The organism is Streptomyces sp. NPDC059454, from assembly GCF_042749965.1.
In the GTDB taxonomy this organism is placed as follows: Bacteria; Actinomycetota; Actinomycetes; order Streptomycetales; family Streptomycetaceae; genus Streptomyces.
Map to the genome: position 1 here is coordinate 1 of NZ_JBHYVC010000014.1, position 15,139 is coordinate 15,139.

Annotated in this window: 12 protein-coding genes and 1 pseudogene; 6 read left to right on the forward strand and 7 right to left on the reverse strand. The window is 70.2% G+C overall.

Features of this window, described 5'->3' with window-relative positions:
• The first annotated feature begins 1,029 nt into the window (after positions 1-1,029).
• Positions 1,030-1,563: a GNAT family N-acetyltransferase gene (locus ACFXAE_RS12705; RefSeq protein WP_384712327.1), complete on the forward strand. Its 534-nt coding sequence runs from the start codon at positions 1,030-1,032 to the stop codon at positions 1,561-1,563.
• A 514-nt stretch (positions 1,564-2,077) separates the two neighbouring features.
• On the opposite strand, the gene ACFXAE_RS12710 is transcribed toward ACFXAE_RS12705, so the two are convergent.
• Positions 2,078-2,947 (reverse strand): alpha/beta fold hydrolase, encoded by an 870-nt coding sequence (locus tag ACFXAE_RS12710; RefSeq protein ID WP_384712330.1) that lies wholly within the window; start codon positions 2,945-2,947, stop codon positions 2,078-2,080.
• 230 nt (positions 2,948-3,177) lie between these two features.
• On the opposite strand from ACFXAE_RS12710, the pseudogene ACFXAE_RS12715 reads away from it, so the two are divergent.
• Positions 3,178-3,270 (forward strand): annotated as a pseudogene (locus ACFXAE_RS12715) (formylglycine-generating enzyme family protein); the annotation flags it as partial.
• 650 nt (positions 3,271-3,920) lie between these two features.
• Here ACFXAE_RS12715 and ACFXAE_RS12720 read toward each other — a convergent pair.
• A complete protein-coding gene (locus ACFXAE_RS12720) occupies positions 3,921-4,601 on the reverse strand; it encodes a TetR/AcrR family transcriptional regulator (RefSeq protein WP_384712333.1) in 681 nt (226 codons plus the stop codon).
• A gap of 102 nt (positions 4,602-4,703) precedes the next feature.
• Here ACFXAE_RS12720 and ACFXAE_RS12725 point away from each other — a divergent pair, with 102 nt between their 5' ends.
• Together ACFXAE_RS12725 and ACFXAE_RS12730 are read left to right on the forward strand one after the other, a co-directional pair.
• Positions 4,704-5,669, forward strand: coding sequence for an NAD(P)-dependent alcohol dehydrogenase (locus ACFXAE_RS12725; protein WP_384712336.1), 966 nt, complete (start codon positions 4,704-4,706; stop codon positions 5,667-5,669).
• A gap of 334 nt (positions 5,670-6,003) precedes the next feature.
• Complete coding sequence (locus ACFXAE_RS12730) at positions 6,004-6,315, forward strand: hypothetical protein (RefSeq protein ID WP_384712339.1); 312 nt, start codon at positions 6,004-6,006, stop codon at positions 6,313-6,315.
• Positions 6,316-6,714: 399 nt separating this feature from the next.
• Here ACFXAE_RS12730 and ACFXAE_RS12735 read toward each other — a convergent pair whose 3' ends face one another.
• From ACFXAE_RS12735 to ACFXAE_RS12745, 3 genes are read right to left on the reverse strand one after another with little or no spacing between them, the layout of a single operon-like run.
• Complete coding sequence (locus ACFXAE_RS12735; protein ID WP_384712342.1) at positions 6,715-9,816, reverse strand: lantibiotic dehydratase; 3,102 nt, start codon at positions 9,814-9,816, stop codon at positions 6,715-6,717.
• Entirely contained in the window at positions 9,813-11,120 is a 1,308-nt protein-coding gene (locus ACFXAE_RS12740; protein WP_384712345.1) for a lanthionine synthetase C family protein, read from the reverse strand. Before ACFXAE_RS12740 ends, ACFXAE_RS12735 begins: the two co-directional genes overlap by 4 nt.
• Positions 11,120-11,491, reverse strand: coding sequence for a hypothetical protein (locus ACFXAE_RS12745; RefSeq protein WP_384712347.1), 372 nt, complete (start codon positions 11,489-11,491; stop codon positions 11,120-11,122). Before ACFXAE_RS12745 ends, ACFXAE_RS12740 begins: the two co-directional genes overlap by 1 nt.
• Positions 11,492-11,662: 171 nt before the next feature.
• On the opposite strand from ACFXAE_RS12745, the gene ACFXAE_RS12750 reads away from it, so the two are divergent.
• Positions 11,663-12,208 carry a transposase gene (locus ACFXAE_RS12750; protein WP_384712611.1) on the forward strand — a complete coding sequence of 182 codons (546 nt, stop codon included), beginning with the start codon at positions 11,663-11,665 and terminating at the stop codon, positions 12,206-12,208.
• A 123-nt stretch (positions 12,209-12,331) separates the two neighbouring features.
• On the opposite strand, the gene ACFXAE_RS12755 is transcribed toward ACFXAE_RS12750, so the two are convergent.
• Positions 12,332-12,901 (reverse strand): TetR/AcrR family transcriptional regulator, encoded by a 570-nt coding sequence (locus ACFXAE_RS12755; RefSeq protein WP_384712350.1) that lies wholly within the window; start codon positions 12,899-12,901, stop codon positions 12,332-12,334.
• A 100-nt stretch (positions 12,902-13,001) separates the two neighbouring features.
• Here ACFXAE_RS12755 and ACFXAE_RS12760 point away from each other — a divergent pair, with 100 nt between their 5' ends.
• The gene (locus ACFXAE_RS12760; protein ID WP_384712353.1) at positions 13,002-13,868 is read left to right on the forward strand and encodes a hypothetical protein; all 867 of its coding nucleotides are present in this window, start codon (positions 13,002-13,004) and stop codon (positions 13,866-13,868) included.
• Between the two features lie 280 nt (positions 13,869-14,148).
• On the opposite strand, the gene ACFXAE_RS12765 is transcribed toward ACFXAE_RS12760, so the two are convergent.
• A complete protein-coding gene (locus ACFXAE_RS12765) occupies positions 14,149-15,102 on the reverse strand; it encodes a LysR family transcriptional regulator (protein ID WP_384712356.1) in 954 nt (317 codons plus the stop codon).
• Positions 15,103-15,139 lie beyond the last annotated feature (37 nt).

Sequence of the window (15,139 nt, forward strand, 5' to 3'; positions counted from 1 at the left end):
GCCGGAGACGGATACCGGCCGGCCCTCCCGCCCCCCGACCAGTACCTCCTGTAAAGGACCCTCACAGTCATGTCCGATCAGCACGCGGCTGCCGCGTTGACCGCTGCAGCAGTGATCGCTGCAATCCTGGTCGCCCGGGCAGCCGTCCTCCACCAGGGCAGTCGAAGGCGTGCCGCGCACCGAGCGCACCTGGTGCGCGGTCGCACCGCACCGTGCGCCGACAGAGCCACGTCATCTGCGACCGCGCTCTCGGACGCCGCTTCCCGCGTCGTGCGAGAGGCTGAACAGCATGTCCACCACTGCTGGCAGCAGCTCCGAACACGGGTCGACCCACCCGAGTGACCTGCAGGAGGGCGAGAGGGGAGGCGCGTATGCCTCCTACTGCATCGGTTCGCCAACCACCCATTGTTGTGCAGCCTCGAGGTCGAAGGCGATGCCCTCCGGGACGTAGGCGAAGCCGTCCCCGGGGCCCTCGCCTCTCGGGCCGTACGTGGCTAGGTCCTGTCCGGCGAGTCGGCAGGATCCTCTTGCCTGCTCCCTAGGCTGCCGCCATGAACAACGAGCTCACTCACGGGGAAAGCGCCTTCAACAACGCTGACGGCCGACGTGCGCTCCGGCCGGGAGCATCACCTACCCCCAGGTGTTCAAGGCCGAGGTCGGCCGGGGGCGCGATCATCACCAAGACCTGGTCCTGCTTGCAGCCGGCCCGCCCGTTCTTGGACGCGCCGTCACCCTCGAGGGTGATTACGCCGTCATCACGCAAACATCGCGGGGCGTGATGGCGCTCGCTGAAAGCGGCTCTGACCGCGGTTCCGTGAACAATCCCGGTGCTGCGGCAGGCTGCCACCGAATCGGTCCGGCCGCTCGACCACGCTGCCGAAGTGGCACGTCGTCTGGTCGGCCGCCGGCCCGGCGCTTCCCGCTTCACGATGTGCGGTGCAGGCGGCTTGACGCCTTGTGGTTGCGGAGCGGCAGCGCGGGCGAGCGCCGGATTACCGATGCGGTGCTTGTCTTCGGCAGGATGGGCACATGACCGAGATCCGCACACCCCGTCTCCTCCTCCGTAGCTGGCACGACGACGACCTCGCGCCGATGGCGGACATCAACGCGGACCCACGGGTCATGCACTGGGTCGACGACGGCTCGGTGCGCGACCTGGACCACACGGCCGAGGACATCGAGCGGTGGGAGGAGGAGTGGGACGAGGAGGGCTTCGGGCTCTTCGCCGTCGAGCTGCTGGCCTCGGGTGAACTGATCGGCTTCACGGGGCTGTCCGTGCCCGAGTTCCTGCCGGAGGTGATGCCCGCCGTGGCGATCGGCTGGCGGCTCGGCTCACAGTTCTGGGGCCAGGGATACGCGTCCGAAGCCGCGCACGCCACATTGGAGTTCGCACTCCAGGACCGCGGTCTGGACCGCGTCATCAGCATCAGCCGGGTGGGGGACGACGCCTCCGAGAACGTCATCCGCAAGCTCGGCATGGAGCCCGAGCGGGAGACGGCACACCCGGTGTACGGCTATCCGCTGCGCGTTCACGCCATCGACCTCACCGAGTTCCAGGTGTGAACCGGCCGAGTCGTCGATCGCCACAAAACAGCCGACCGCTGTCCCCACGTCCCCGAGCGCATCGACCGCGGCAGTACGGACACCCGTGGACGGATGGTGTCTTCCCATCGTCGGCCTCCGCTTTCGCAAAACTGCGGACAGAGCCTTGAAAGCGACCAACCCCAGCACGGGGACGACCCACCCGTGCTGGGTGAATCTCCTCACCCGAAGCACGCCCTGCCTCCGGATGGATGCCCCAAAACCCCCCATAGCCGGCCAGGCCCAGAGGCGGACTGCCGTCCGGGGTGGCCGAGGCCGACGCGTGACCACAGCATCAGCTCACCGCCACCGCCACCGCCACCGCCACCGCCACCGCCAGGAACTTTCACCGCCTCACTGCCTCACCGCCTGGTGAACCGGCACCCCACGGGCCTGCACCCGCAGATCTCATCCGGCAGTCCCGCGGCCCGCCGAACAGAGCAGGTGCGCTGAGCACTCCCCCGCGTTGTTCCACAGGAGACGGCCCGGACGTTCCTTACTCAGGCCGCCCGGCGAGGAAGCCCGCGAGGGAGGACGTAAGCGCTTCTGGAGCCTCCTCGGCCACGTGGTGCCCGGAGTCGATGCCGTGGCCGCGTACGTCCGGTGCCCATTGCCGCCAGATCTTCACCGGGTCCCCGTACAGGTCCTCGAGGTCGTCCCGGAGTGACCACAGGATCAGCGTCGGGCACTGGATCTGTGTCCCGGCGGCACGGTCGTCCTCCTCGTGCCGCCGGTCGATGGTGAGGCCGGCCCGGTAGTCCTCCAGCATCGCCCGCACCACGTCGGGGTTCCTCATGGCCGCGCGCCACTCGTCGTAGTTCTCCTGCCCCATGCTCTGGGGATCGCCGCGGTACCAGCTGTCCGGATCGGCGTTGATGACCCGCTCGGGGACATCCGGCTGAGCGAAGAAGAACCAGTGCCACCACTGCGTGGCGAACTCGGTCGTCACACGGGACAGGTGTTCGGTGAGGGGCAGACAGTCGATCAGCGCCACCCGCGAGACCGCGTCGGGGTGATCGAGGACGAGACGCAGCGCGACAGCGCCTCCGCGGTCGTGCCCGGCGAGCGCGAACCGGGCATGGCCCAGGGAGCGCATCACCTCGACCACGTCACCGGCGACGGCCCGCTTGGAGTGCCCTGCGTGGTCCGGGGTGGGCGCCGGGCCGGTGGACCGGCCGTACCCCCGCAGATCGGGACAGACCACGGTGAAACCACGCCGGACGAGGAGCGGGGCGACGCGATGCCAGGTCGCAGACGTCCGGGGATGGCCGTGCAGCAACACCACCGGCGGCCCTTCCCCGCCGTAGCGAACGAGGATCGATGCTTCATCGACCTGAACCCGCTTGGTCTCAAAGTCTTCGAACAAGACCCGAATCTCCCGCCCTCGTTGACACACCGCCCACGGCACCCACCGGCCCAGGACAACCCCTCGCTCGCCCACGAGGACGACCGGGCCAACAGGCTGCACAAGCTGCCCTCTGTCTCGACAGTTGCCCGTCTTTGGTGATTCACATTCTGTGAACCACTTCTGAGCAGGCAGACCGTCTCCCATGGCAGGTCGTGTCCGGAAGCCCCCTCCCCCAACAAAGCCGCCGGGATCTGGCCCGCTGCGCCCGCCGGCACGGCGCCTACGAGCCGGATCTCGAAGCGATCGGCGTGGGCTTCCGCCTGGCGGCACCGGACGCGTAGAACCGGACACCGTGCCGGCGTCGCATACCGGACGGCATGTCCTCGAGACCGCGCGTCCTCGGCCGTCCCGGCCTGTGCACATTCCGGGGGACACCGACACGTGATCCTGGCGCGCGGGGAAGAGGCCACGGAGGATGTCCAGCACTCATGCGATGTGCGGTGGAGCAGGCGGGTGATCACGACGTGATCACCCGCGCCGGGGAAGTGGCGTCAGCGCCGGGAGAGGGCGCAAGCGAGACCGGCAGCAACAGTGCTGGCCAAGATCCATCCTGCGGCGATCAGTCCCGCCGCGAACCACTGCCGCCGGCCGTACGGGGCGAAGTCCTGCTCCTGTCCAAAGCTCACAACGGGCGGCAGCAAGTCCAAGTGCCGGGCTTTCCGCCCTGATCCTACCGGCGCTCCATGAGGCGTTCAGTGTCTCCGCCCGTCCGGCGGCGACGGTACGGCATCCCTCGAACAGGGTGTCGCGGGCGGCGTTGTGGTCACGGCCGTGCACGGTGCCATGGACCTGAAGCCGACACCGCAGACGTGAACCCGGACCACACCGAAGCTCGCAACGTCTCACTGCCTACCGTGCACGAGCTCGTAGGGCCTGTTGCGAAAGTGGAGTTGCCGGACTGGACGTGCCCTGCGGCCGGTACCGTTTCATGTCAGGCTCTGGGGAGCCGCCGCCTCTGGGGATTGTCAGTTGCAATCGGGAGGCTGCGCAGTGTCAGCGCAGCCGGCGGGGGCAGCGGTTCGTTGGCCGTGTCGGTGCGGAACGACTGGAGCAGATAGGCCACCAGGCGCCGGGACGCTGCACCGTCATCCGGTAGGGCGGTCACCAGAGCGCAGTGTGCCAACAGGACCACGGCGAGGTCGGAAGGGTGAAAGTCGGCCCGCAGCGCGCCCGATGCCTGGGCCCTGCGTACCAGGGTCGTGAAGTCCCGCTCGGCTCGTTGCCGGGACTGCGCGTGTTCCGAGGTGCTTTCCGGGAAGGCCGCGACGAACGCTGCCGGGAACCCGCGTTCCTCCCGTTGCAGAGCGCAGACCGTCTCGACCAGCTGCTGGAAGCCCTGCCATGGGTCGGGGGCGGCCAGAGCCTCGGTGAGCGCCCGCGCGCAGGTCTCCATCTGCTGCGCGAACGCGCCCCTCACCAGAGCGTCCCGGGTCGGGAAATGCCGGTACAGCGTCGCCACACCGACCCCGGCCCGACGGGCCACGGTCGCCATCGGTGCGTCGATCCCGTGCTCCGCGAAGACCACGCGGGCCGCGACGAGGACGCGCTCCCGGTTGCGCCGGGCGTCCGCCCGCACCCCGCCCCGGGCTGTGATCCGAGAGGATTCCGCCATCACTGTCTCTCGCTTCCGGTCCAAGCGGACGATCGCGTCCGCTTAAGAGCTTACGGTCGATGCCAGACCCCTGTACGGCCCCCCGGCGGCAAAGGCAGAACGATGAACGACCGTATGATGAAGGCAGTGCTCCACGACCGCTACGGCGGCCCCGATGTGCTCTACACGGGCCGTGTGCCACGCCCCGAGCCGGCCCCCGGCGAGGTCCTCGTGAAGGTGTGCGCGTTCAGTGTCAACGGCGGCGAACTGGCAGCCCGTGCCGGTCGTCTCCGCCTCCTGAGCGGCCGGAAATTCCCCAAGCGTGTGGGCTTGGACTTCACCGGCGAGGTCGCCGCACTGGGGGCCGGAGTCACACGGTTCGCGGCCGGTGACCGCGTATGGGGGGTCTTGGGCCGCACCTCCGGGTTCGGCAGCGCCGCCGAGTACGTGACCGTGCCCGCCGAGCGGGTCGGCCTGGTCCCTGACGGGCTGGATCTGGTGGACGCCGCCGCGCTGCCGGTGGCCACCACGGCCGTCACCGCGCTGCGGGACAAAGCCGGTCTGCGCTCCGGCGAACGACTCCTCGTGCGGGGCGCGGCGGGCGGTGTCGGCAATGCGGCTGTCCAGCTCGGACGGGCGTACGGTGCCGAGGTCACGGCCCTTGCCCGCGCCGCCAACCTCGACTTCGTCCGCGGGCTCGGCGCGCACAAGGCCGTCGACCACCGGACCATGCGGCCGGCGGAACTGGGCCGCTTCGACGTGGTCCTGGACACGGTGGGGACCGACCTGCGGGCCTTTAGGCGCCTGCTGAATCCCGGCGGGCGCATGGTCACCATCGCCTTCGACCTGAAACGGCCCGCCGCGTCACTCGGCTACCTCGCGGCCAGCACGGTCCACGGACACGGCCGGGTGCGCTTCTTCAGCGGCAACCCCACGCGGGCGGACTTCGACGACCTCGCCCGCCATGTCGTCGAGGGCAAGCTGAGCCCCGCGGTGGACACCGTCTTCCCCCTGGAGGAGACAGCAGCGGCACACCAGGCGCTGGAGGCGGGCGGTGTTCGGGGCAAATACGTGGTCAGAGTCGCATAGGACGTCCCTGGAAGTGCTGATCACAGCCACCCGTTGATGGCAGCGATGAGGACGGTCGCCTCGTAGCGGACCGCCGGCTTGTCGTATCGCGTGGCGACGGCGCGGTGCCTCTTGAGGCGGTTGATCCAGCACTCGACCGCGTGCCGCTGTTTGCAGTCGTCCTTGTCGGACTTCGGCGGCCGTCCGCCACGCGATCCACGCTTGAGGCGGTTGTGCGCCCGGTCGGCTTTGCCGGGGATGGTGCAGCGGATCCCGCGGCGGCGCAGGTAAGCGCGGTTTCCGTGGGAGGCGGCGGGCAGCCGCCGCCGAGCTCTTCCAGGAGCGCGGTCTCAAGGTGCCCCTGAAAGAAATCGCCCGCCGGGCCGGTGTCGGTCACGGCACCCTCTGCAATCCCTTCGGCACCCGCGAGGCACTCATCGACGAATGGGACTCCAGCAAGCGCCGCAACGGGCCTGGCCGACCACCGACTGCGCAGACCGTCGAAGAGCTGGCGCCGCGGCCGGCCGAAGAAAATCCACGCCGGGGCTGTCGCAGGATCCAGGGCGAGCTCGCACGACTCGGCCATCAGGTCGGAGCGTCCACGGTCTGGCCGATCCTGACCTCCGCCGGCGCAGACCCCGCTCCCCACCGGAGCGGCCCGGCCTGACGAGAGTTCCTGACGGCGCAGGCCGACGGCATCATCACCTGCGACCTCGCCCATACCGACCTGGTGGACCTCCGTCGGGTCCACCCACTGGTCTTCCTCGATCCGGCATCCGCTCTCTGCTGCTACGAACGGCTCCTCAAACTGACCGTGCAGGACACAATCTCAGCCCCTTGGAGTGGCTCACCGGGCAGGACGTCCACAAGGACCGAAAGTTCCGACGTGAAGTCACCGCCCGGCCGGAGCGCCGACTCCGTCACCCGCGCCATCAAGCGCATCTCCCTGCGGCCGGTGCGCCGATCCTTCCACCGGCCACTCCCCGCGCATCGGACGCGCGACAGGCCATCACATGCGGACGGCATCCTGTGTGCCCCTCACCAGCCAGTCACCGCGAATCGGGGTTCAGGCTCCTGATGCCAGGCTGTGGCGGGTGCGGTAGAGCAGTTCCAACGCTGTGTCCTCGGCAGCACGGTCCGCGCCCAGGAGGCGGTTGCAGTGCAGGTGAACGTAGCTGTGGCACAGCTCGGACAGCGTTTTGCCGAGTTGCCGGCAGCGATCCGGACCGGCGAGCCGGTGGGCGGCGTCTGCCAGGTGAGGACGGCGCCGGGTGAGGATGTCGCCGATGAGACGAGGAGGTGGCCCGCGTAGCAGGTCACAGAATTCCGCCTTGCGGATGCGGTACTCCGCGCCCGCCGGCCGTCGCTGGGGAGTCTCCCGGTGGTAGAAGCGGAGCCTCTCGACTTCGCTCAGACCGAGCCCGGTCAACAGGTCGTCAATGGTGAGCAGGGCCAGGCCCGTCCTGTCGGGCTGAGACCTGCCGGCGTGGTCGAGGGAGAGCAGGTCGAGAACGGCGGAGCTGTCGGCGGAGTACAGCTGTTCGGTGACGTCCATCCCGATGAGGCCGCCATAGCGTTCGATCTCACGATCGTAGACGTCGAAGGTGAACCGTGAGAGGTGGCCGTCGGCGAGGAGGGCGCCGGCCCAGTCGCTGACTGCGGGGACGAGCACGGAGGGGTTGCCACGCAGGCGTAGCCGCAGGTGGGGTTCGGGGTCCGCATAGCGCAGGAAGACGCGTCGGTCGGAATGGCGGTCCAGCGAGCGGATCAGCTCTCGGATCCCGCCGACGAGCAGGGATTCCTCTTCCTGCCGGTCGCCGTAGAGCTTGACGAAGGTCCAGTCGCTGCCCGGGGGGCGCAACCGGTCTGCCCTCGTCACGCGGGCGCCGGCGGTACGGAACGGAACGGAGCGAGGAGCAGAGGCGTTGCGGGTCATGGACACCACGAGTTCGACGGTGTGGCGGCCGTCCGGCCCACTGACCCAGGCGTCGTCGAGGCCAGGTACGGCCTCCTGGAGGACCACGCTGCCGCCGGGCCGCAGACGACTCAGGGCTCGTCGTATCTCGTTGGCGTGGGAATGCGCGGTGACGTCGATGAGGAGCCGGTGGTCCGCTGCCGTGTCGCTGCTCGTGAGGTACGTGTGGCGGGGCACCCGCCACTGGCGGCGCCAGTCGTCGAACACGGCCGGGAACCGGTCTGGCTGCCCGGCCATCTCGTGCGCCGCAGCATGGTCGATGCGCCACTGGGCCGGGTGCAGGATGACGGGGCCGGAGGTGACGCGGGGCAGGTAGGGGAAGTCGCGGGCCGGGCCCCAGTCGAAGCCGATGAGCTGTGCGGTGCCGTCGCGGCTCACATCGGCGAGGAATTGGCAGACTGCGGGGGCTCGGCTGTGGTTGAGCATGTGTCCCGAGCAGACGGTGACCTCCCGGAGTTCCCCCGTGCCGTCGTCCCAGATCAGTGCGAACCTGCCGTTCGTGACGCGGACCGCGAGTTGCTCAAGGGGGATGTAGCGGGCAGGTCCGTCCTCGGCGCTGGTGCGGATGCCGACCTCGTAGTCGCGGATCGCGGGCCGGACGACGACGTTCGCCGAGCGGGTCTTCTCGGGGAGGTAGACCAGCTCGGCCAGAACGCGGCCGGTTTCGACGGCTTGTTCGGCGTCGGCGATGTCGCCGAGGGCGGGCACGGCGCCGGTGAGCATGCCGGCGAAGCGGCCGAGGTTGCGTCCGGCGGCTCCGGCGCCGACGTTGGGCCCCACGACCAGGTGGAAGTCGCCGGCGTCGATGGCGGCGGGTGACGGGGCAGAGACCATGGCGTAGAGGTCGAGCGACGTGGGGAGCCGCTCGGGGGCCACATCCCAGAGGGCGAGTCCGTCGATGGTGTCCTGGTCGAGGTCGATGCTGGTGAGGTGGTCGTGGAGAGCACCGGTGGCGAGGCGGAGCAAGGTGTCGGCCCGGGCGGCCTTGGCGGGAATGACCGGAGGGAGGAGGGACGGTGAGCCGAGGCCTGTGACGGGATCGAGGAGTTCGAGGACGGATACGTCGCGGTCGGTGCCGTAGCGGATCTCGAACGCGCTCCTGTACGCGCTGATCTGCGGCAGACCAAAGGGGAACGGGGTGAGCCTCAGCAGCAGTTCGGCCGCTCGGACCGCTTCGTCGGCCACTTTGCAAGACACCTCGCAGGCCGCCAGGGGCAGAACCGTGTCGACCTGGAGCGGTGTGGCCGTTTCGAAGCCCGTGACGCGGCGGGCGTGGTCGGCGAGCGCCGGGAAAGCGGCGGCGCCGGTGCCGGCCGGCTGCCTCTCCCAGTCCTGGACCGCGGCCAGCAGTTCGCCGAGGTCCGCAGCGGCGGTGCCGGCTGCCGGTATCCGGCTGAGGTGGTCGAGGACATGTCCCGCGGGGTCGAGGTGGGTCAGCGGAGGGCGGAGGTCCGTCAGGAGGAATGCGTGCCGCCACAGCCGGTACAGCAGATCGTGGACCTTGTCGGGAGTGGCTCCGGGGACGGCTTCCAGAAGGTCGGCGGCGAGGTCGGCGTAGGCCATGGGGGTGCGGGCGAGGGCGAGGGCGCGAGTGACGGCGCCGGTGGCGCGGAGGGTGACGTTCTCGCCGCCGTTCACCCCGAGGACCGCTTCGACACCGCTCAACGTGATCCGGCCGGCGCGGTGCAGCACGGCCGGATTGGCGATGACCGTAGTCGCCTCCCGGATCTCGGTTCGCGATTCGAGCGCGGTGACGAAGTGCACGAGGGCGTGCATGTCGACACGGGTGTGGACGTCGGGAGGCCGGTCAGCGAGGCGGACGTCGGTGACCGGGCCCCACCGCCCCAGGGCCACGCCTGCGTTCAGCCCGAAGGGAGTGGGCCGGGTACTGAGGCGAATGAGGTAGCGCAGGAGGCTCGACTCGAGGCGCCGCCGGTCGCGTTCGGTGCGTGCGGGCCCCAGCAATGAGGTGGCGAGGGACAGTGAGGACACGACGACGGCACGTCGCGCGTGCTCGTTGTCCCGGATGCGAGCGGTTGCGGGCGCGCGCCTGAGATCCTCGGCCGCGGGGTAGTCCGTGACGGGGAGGATCGGGGTGCGGATCACGAAGTGGTCGAGACAGCGGTAGAGGCCCGATGCCCGGGGGGCGGCTCGTCGCCGAGTGCCGGGACCACTGGAGGCGTCGGCTCTCATGACATCAGGAAGAACCGGTCCCAGGCGGGTGGTTCGAGGGTGACGGCGGCAAGAAGGGTGAGGGCTACCCCTGCGGCGCCTTCGAGGAGGCCGGACCGGTCCTCGCGGGTGCCGTCAGGCTCGACACTGCGATAGCCGAAGGGCGCCTGCGGCTGGTATTCGCCGAGCAGTTGGTCGACCAGGCGGCGCGCGCCGTCGTTGATCTCCTCGTCTCCGGTGTCGACGGCGAATCGCAGGGTGACCTGCAGGAGCCCGGCGATGCCGTGGCAGAACCCGGGCGAGTCGATGCGCCGCCGGGCGACGGGTCGCCGCAGTACGGCCCGCATGGCCGCGACGGCCGTACGGGTCAGGCCGGGGTCGCCGAGAGCGGTGCCGGCGAGCCAGAGGGCGCGCGCGACACCGGGGCTGCCGTAGCACCAGGCGTCGCGGGCTGCCGAGGGTGCGGCGGAGTGCTCACCGAGCGGGACGACCGACGGGTATGCCCCTCCTCGGACGTCGTCAACCTGGTGTGAGGCGAGCCAGGACGCCGTGCGGCGGATCGCCTCGGTGTGCCCCGCGCCGATCGGGCCGTCGGCGTGGGCGAGGGCGAGCAGGGCGAGGGGGCCGGTGATGCCGTGGGCGAGACCGCAGTTGGCGACCGCGGTCCGGTACCGGTCGCGGATGCTCTCGTCCGTGATGAGGGCGTGGGGGGTGTGCCAGGCGGGGACCCCGTCGACGACACGGGACAGGTCCACGAGCCAGGCGAGCACGTTGTGGAGAGCGCGGTCCCGGGCTGGGCCGGCCGGCCGGGAGTGGAGATAAGCGGCCACGCCGGTCCACCCCGACACGAGGTCGAACGTGCCGACGGCGAGGCCTTCCCTGGTGATGTCGGGAAGTCGTCGGGGAATCCGGGCGTAGAGGCTGTCATCGATGTCGCCGAGCAGGGTGCGGTACCGCTTTGCGCCGTGAGCCAGATACGAGGTGGTGAAAGCCACTCCGGTGAGGCCGGCGAAAAGTCCCAGGGTGCCCACGGGATTCGACGCGGTGCCGTCGACCGCGCGGCTGAGGTGATGGTGGGCCACGAGATCCCAGCCCTCGCCGGGCAGGCACCGGTCGAGATGTCCGAAGGCGAGGGCGAGGCCGCAAGTGCCTTGGGCGGTGCTGTGGGTCGTCCACCGCGGACGTCCCTGGAGCGGCGCCGTCCGGGCCGTTCCCTCGACGATGTCGGGGTCACGCAGCCGCGAGAGCACGTCCACGGAGACGGCGCGCGCCGAGGCGGCGGTCTGCGGATCACTGATGGTCGGCTGCCAGGCGGGCGGGGCCATCAGCCTTCCTGCGGGGTGTGCTCGACGACGCGGCGGATGACATGCTCACCGGCGACCCTGCGGGTGACCCCGTCGGCCCGGACCTGACTGACTTCCAGGACGTAGTGATCCTCGTAGAGACTGCGGTCGCACTCCGAAGTGCAGGAGCCGCAGGTCTCACAGGTTTCGGTCTCGTTGGGGGTGTCGAGCACGGGGCAACTGCCCGCACAGGTACTGGCACAGCTGTTGGTGCATTCATCACCACAGGTACTGGCACAGCTATGGGTGTCCTGGATGACGAACCTGTCCACTTCCCGCGTCGTCATCTTGACGCGGATGTCCAGGTCGAACTGGTCATCGCTGTATACAACGTGTGCTTGCTCGTCTTCCATGGCTCACCCTTGGCAGGAGCAATACCTCTGCTTCCACGATGGCACCTCGGGTGAAGGTCGCAACCCGGGGCGGCGGCGGATCGCCGAGCGGTTGTGCGCGGCAATCCGGCCCGAGATGCGGGTGGTCGATGATGTGTCGCTTCCCAAGTGCGGCACGGCGCGTCGGCCGGGGTGGCCCGGCAGTACTGCGGGGCGTCGGGCAAGTGGGCCAACTGCCAGGTCGCGGTCAGCGTGTACGCGGCCGCCGGCACCGTGCCCTGCCCGCTGGAGTGGGCGCTGTTCCTGCCCGGGAAGTGGGCGCACGATGACCAGCGGCGCCGACGGGCCCAGACGCCCGAGGAGGTAGGGCATGTGTCCAGGGCGCGTTTGGCTCCGGGCCTTCCGGACCGGCCAGCCGGCCAGGGGTTGGCAGTGCCGGTGATCACTGCCGATGCCGGTCACGGCCGCAGCGTCTCCTTCCGGCTCGCGCTGGGGGGAGGCACTTGGTGCCGTCTCTCGCTTCCGCACGGAAGCGACGCGCCGCCGGCACGAAGACCGGCTCCTCAGTCGGGTCACCGACGCCGCAGAAGGCCGGGGCCGCCTCGAGCGAGTGCGGCAGAACGCACCGTCACCCGCTGCTGTGCCGGCCGTTGCCCCGGGACCGGCGGCGAGACCGGCCCATCCGCAGCCTGTGCTCAGCGCAAGAGGTCGGGGCGTCACCGCGTCCTGCGGAAGTGACGAAGCAGGGGTCGTCTCACCTGCGGGAGCGGCTCGGCGGGCCGCCGCGGTCAGGACAGGTGGGGCGGTACGGATTCGTTGGTGCCGGTGGTCACGGCCGGCCCCTGCCTCCGCACGTACGAGTCAGCCCTTCGCGGGGTCTCCAGTCGGCCGGAACATCTCGCCTGCCAGTGCCCGGAAGGTTTCTTCGGGGTCGCGCCCGTCCAGCGGGCCATCAAGGTTGCGGGAGAGCAACAGCGTCGCGAAGCCATGGGCCAGCGACCAGGCCGCCATGAAGCCGATGGCCGGATCGTCGCCATAGCCCTCCACTGCCGTACGGAGCCGGCTTCGCGTCCGTTCACGCGCCGCGAGGAGCTCCGGGGCGTCAGGACACAGGAGTTCCGGGCGGAACATGATCTGGAAGTGTGCCGGGTGCGCAACAGCGAACTGTACGTAGTGGACGCCCAGACCGCGCAAATCCTCCGCCTCACCGAGGGCTGCGTCCAGGAGGTCGTACCCCTCGGTGGCGATGGCGGTGAGGAGGCCCGCGCGGTCCTTGAAATGGTGCGCCGGCGCGGCATGAGAGACGCCCGCACGGCGGGCCAGGTCGCGCAGGGACAGGGCTGCCGGCCCTTCGGTGGCGATGACGTCGAGGGCTGCGGTGAGCACGGTCCGCCGCAGGTCTCCGTGATGGTAGGTGCGTTCGGTAGCCATGATGAGCAGGCTAGCGCAGTCTAGGCATTGACAAGATTGCCCCCGGAGCACAATCTAGTCGGCGACAAGATGAGAGTCCCGGGGAGATCGAGGAACCGTCATGGGCAATGACAACGGACGCGTACGGCAGATGTGGCACCTCCTGGAGCCCCTGCACGCCGTCCTCTACTTTGCGCCACAGGTCTTCGAGGAGACCGAGTCGCTCGGTTACGACACCGGCGAGCGCTGGCCGAGCTACTTCGCCCTGCGGGCAGCGCCGCTCGGGACATCCGGGCCCCGCCAGGTCGCCTCCGCGTTCTACAGCTTCAGCCCGCGCATGGTCGCCGAGCACATCCCCGCCATCTGGGACGTCGCCGCACCGGGCAAGGTGATTGCCGCCCGGACGCGCGGCGTCGACCGGACGTACCGCGCGCTCTTCGGCGAGCGGACGGACAGTCCCGATCTCGCCGAAGCCGCCGCGCTGGCCCGCCGGGCAGCGGAGGCCGCGCACACCGAGGGCCGCCCGCTCGCCGCCGCCAATGCCGAGCTGCCCTGGCCCCGGGCGCCGCACCTCGTGCTGTGGCAGGCTGCGACGATCCTTCGCGAGCACCGCGGCGACGGCCATCTCGCCGCGCTCCTGACCGCAGGCCTTGATTCCGTGGAGGCGCTGGTGTCCTTCGCTGCGATCGGCGCGGCGCCGGCCGACGTCTTCGCCAGCCGCGGCTGGAACGAGCACGAGTGGGCGGCCGCCCGCGAGCGGCTCTTCGTACGGGGACTGCTGAACGCCGACGGCACCGCGACCGACGCGGGTCGCGCCCTGCGCACCGAGATCGAGCGTCGCACCGACGAACTGGCCGCGGCCCCCTGGCAGTCGCTCGGCGCGGACGGGACCACGCGGCTCGCCGAGCTCCTTGGCCCGCTCTGGCTGGAGGTCCTCGGCTCAGGGATGCTGCCCCGCGAGACCACGCTCGGCATCGGGAAGGTCTGACATCTCCTGCCCCACGGTGATCGCGTCGCGGCGGATCGCAGACTTCGAAGGGCCCGGCGTGGTGGCCGGGCTCCAGCGGCTCACGGGCGCCATGCGGGCAGGCAGCCAGGACCGCCGCGGAAGGCCGGGCGCTCCGGGGTGAGGCAGGAGGAAGCCTTGTCCGCCCCACCTGTCACCCCACTCGACCCACAGGCTCCAAAGCGCACCTGCCACTTCACGAACACCACGGCCTCGCCTCCGACAACCGGCCCGTTCCCCCTGCGATGCGGGGTGAAATGACCTACCGGCTGCGTACGGACGAATGGGACCGAGTCGTGCGGTGCGGGTCGGTTTCGTCCAGCGCTGCCGCCTGTCCCTGGAGGGCTCGTACCAGTGTCATGACCTGGGGGAGGTCACGGCGGAGGAGGGTGGCAACGCCGATGTGCCGGGTCGGAGCCGGCGGCACGATCGGGATGGTGCGTACACCTGCTACCTGCGGGATCTGCGCGATGGAGGGGATCAATGAGATTCCCAGGCCCGCGGCGACGAGCGAGCGGGCGAAGAAGTAGTCGGTCGTCGTGCTGCGCACCTCCGGGTCGAAACCGGCACGTTCGGCGTAACGGCGCAGGTAGGTCTCGGTCTTGAGGCAGCCGAGTACCCAGGGCTCGGCTGCCAGCTCGGCGATGTCGAGTGACTCGCGGCCGGCCAGGGGGTGGGCGTCGGGCAGGACGACATGCAGGGGGTCTTCGAGGAGCGCCGTCCACGCCAGGCTGGAGGCCGGGCCGAGCCGGCCGGGCAGCGGGCCGTCGAAGTGGTAGGCGAGTGCGAGGTCCACGGCGCCCTGGCGGACCAGCGGCAGGCTGTCCTCGGGCTCGGCTTCCCTGACGTGGACCACGGTGTCGGGATGGGCGGTGGTCAGGCGGGCGAGTGCGCCGGGCAGCAGGAGCCTGCCTCCGCTGGTGAAGGAGGCGATGGTGATCTGGGTGCGGCCGCCGCCGAGTCGGTCGACCTGCTGCTGGGCGTGCGCGAGCTCCGCGGCGACCGACTCGGCGGCCCCGACCATGATCCGGCCGGCCGGGGTCAGGGTGACTCCGCGGGTACTGCGCACGACGACCTGGGAGCCGAGGCTGCGCTCGAGTGCGGCGACGTGCTGGGAGACGGCCGAAGGGGTGAGGTGGAGGGCTGCTGCCGCCTGACTGAAGCTGCCGTGTTCGGCCACAGTCCGCAGGACGCGGAGCCGCTGCACATCGATCAACAGTAATCCTTAATGCGTGGCCAGCAGTTGGGCACTT

Coding starts and splice junctions, on each gene's coding strand:
- ACFXAE_RS12705 (WP_384712327.1), top strand. CDS start 1,030: ATGACCGAGATCCGCACACCCCGTCTCCTCCTCCGTAGCTGGCACGAC.
- ACFXAE_RS12720 (WP_384712333.1), bottom strand. CDS start 4,601: ATGGCGGAATCCTCTCGGATCACAGCCCGGGGCGGGGTGCGGGCGGAC.
- ACFXAE_RS12725 (WP_384712336.1), top strand. CDS start 4,704: ATGAACGACCGTATGATGAAGGCAGTGCTCCACGACCGCTACGGCGGC.
- ACFXAE_RS12735 (WP_384712342.1), bottom strand. CDS start 9,816: ATGAGAGCCGACGCCTCCAGTGGTCCCGGCACTCGGCGACGAGCCGCC.
- ACFXAE_RS12740 (WP_384712345.1), bottom strand. CDS start 11,120: ATGGCCCCGCCCGCCTGGCAGCCGACCATCAGTGATCCGCAGACCGCC.
- ACFXAE_RS12745 (WP_384712347.1), bottom strand. CDS start 11,491: ATGGAAGACGAGCAAGCACACGTTGTATACAGCGATGACCAGTTCGAC.
- ACFXAE_RS12755 (WP_384712350.1), bottom strand. CDS start 12,901: ATGGCTACCGAACGCACCTACCATCACGGAGACCTGCGGCGGACCGTG.
- ACFXAE_RS12760 (WP_384712353.1), top strand. CDS start 13,002: ATGGGCAATGACAACGGACGCGTACGGCAGATGTGGCACCTCCTGGAG.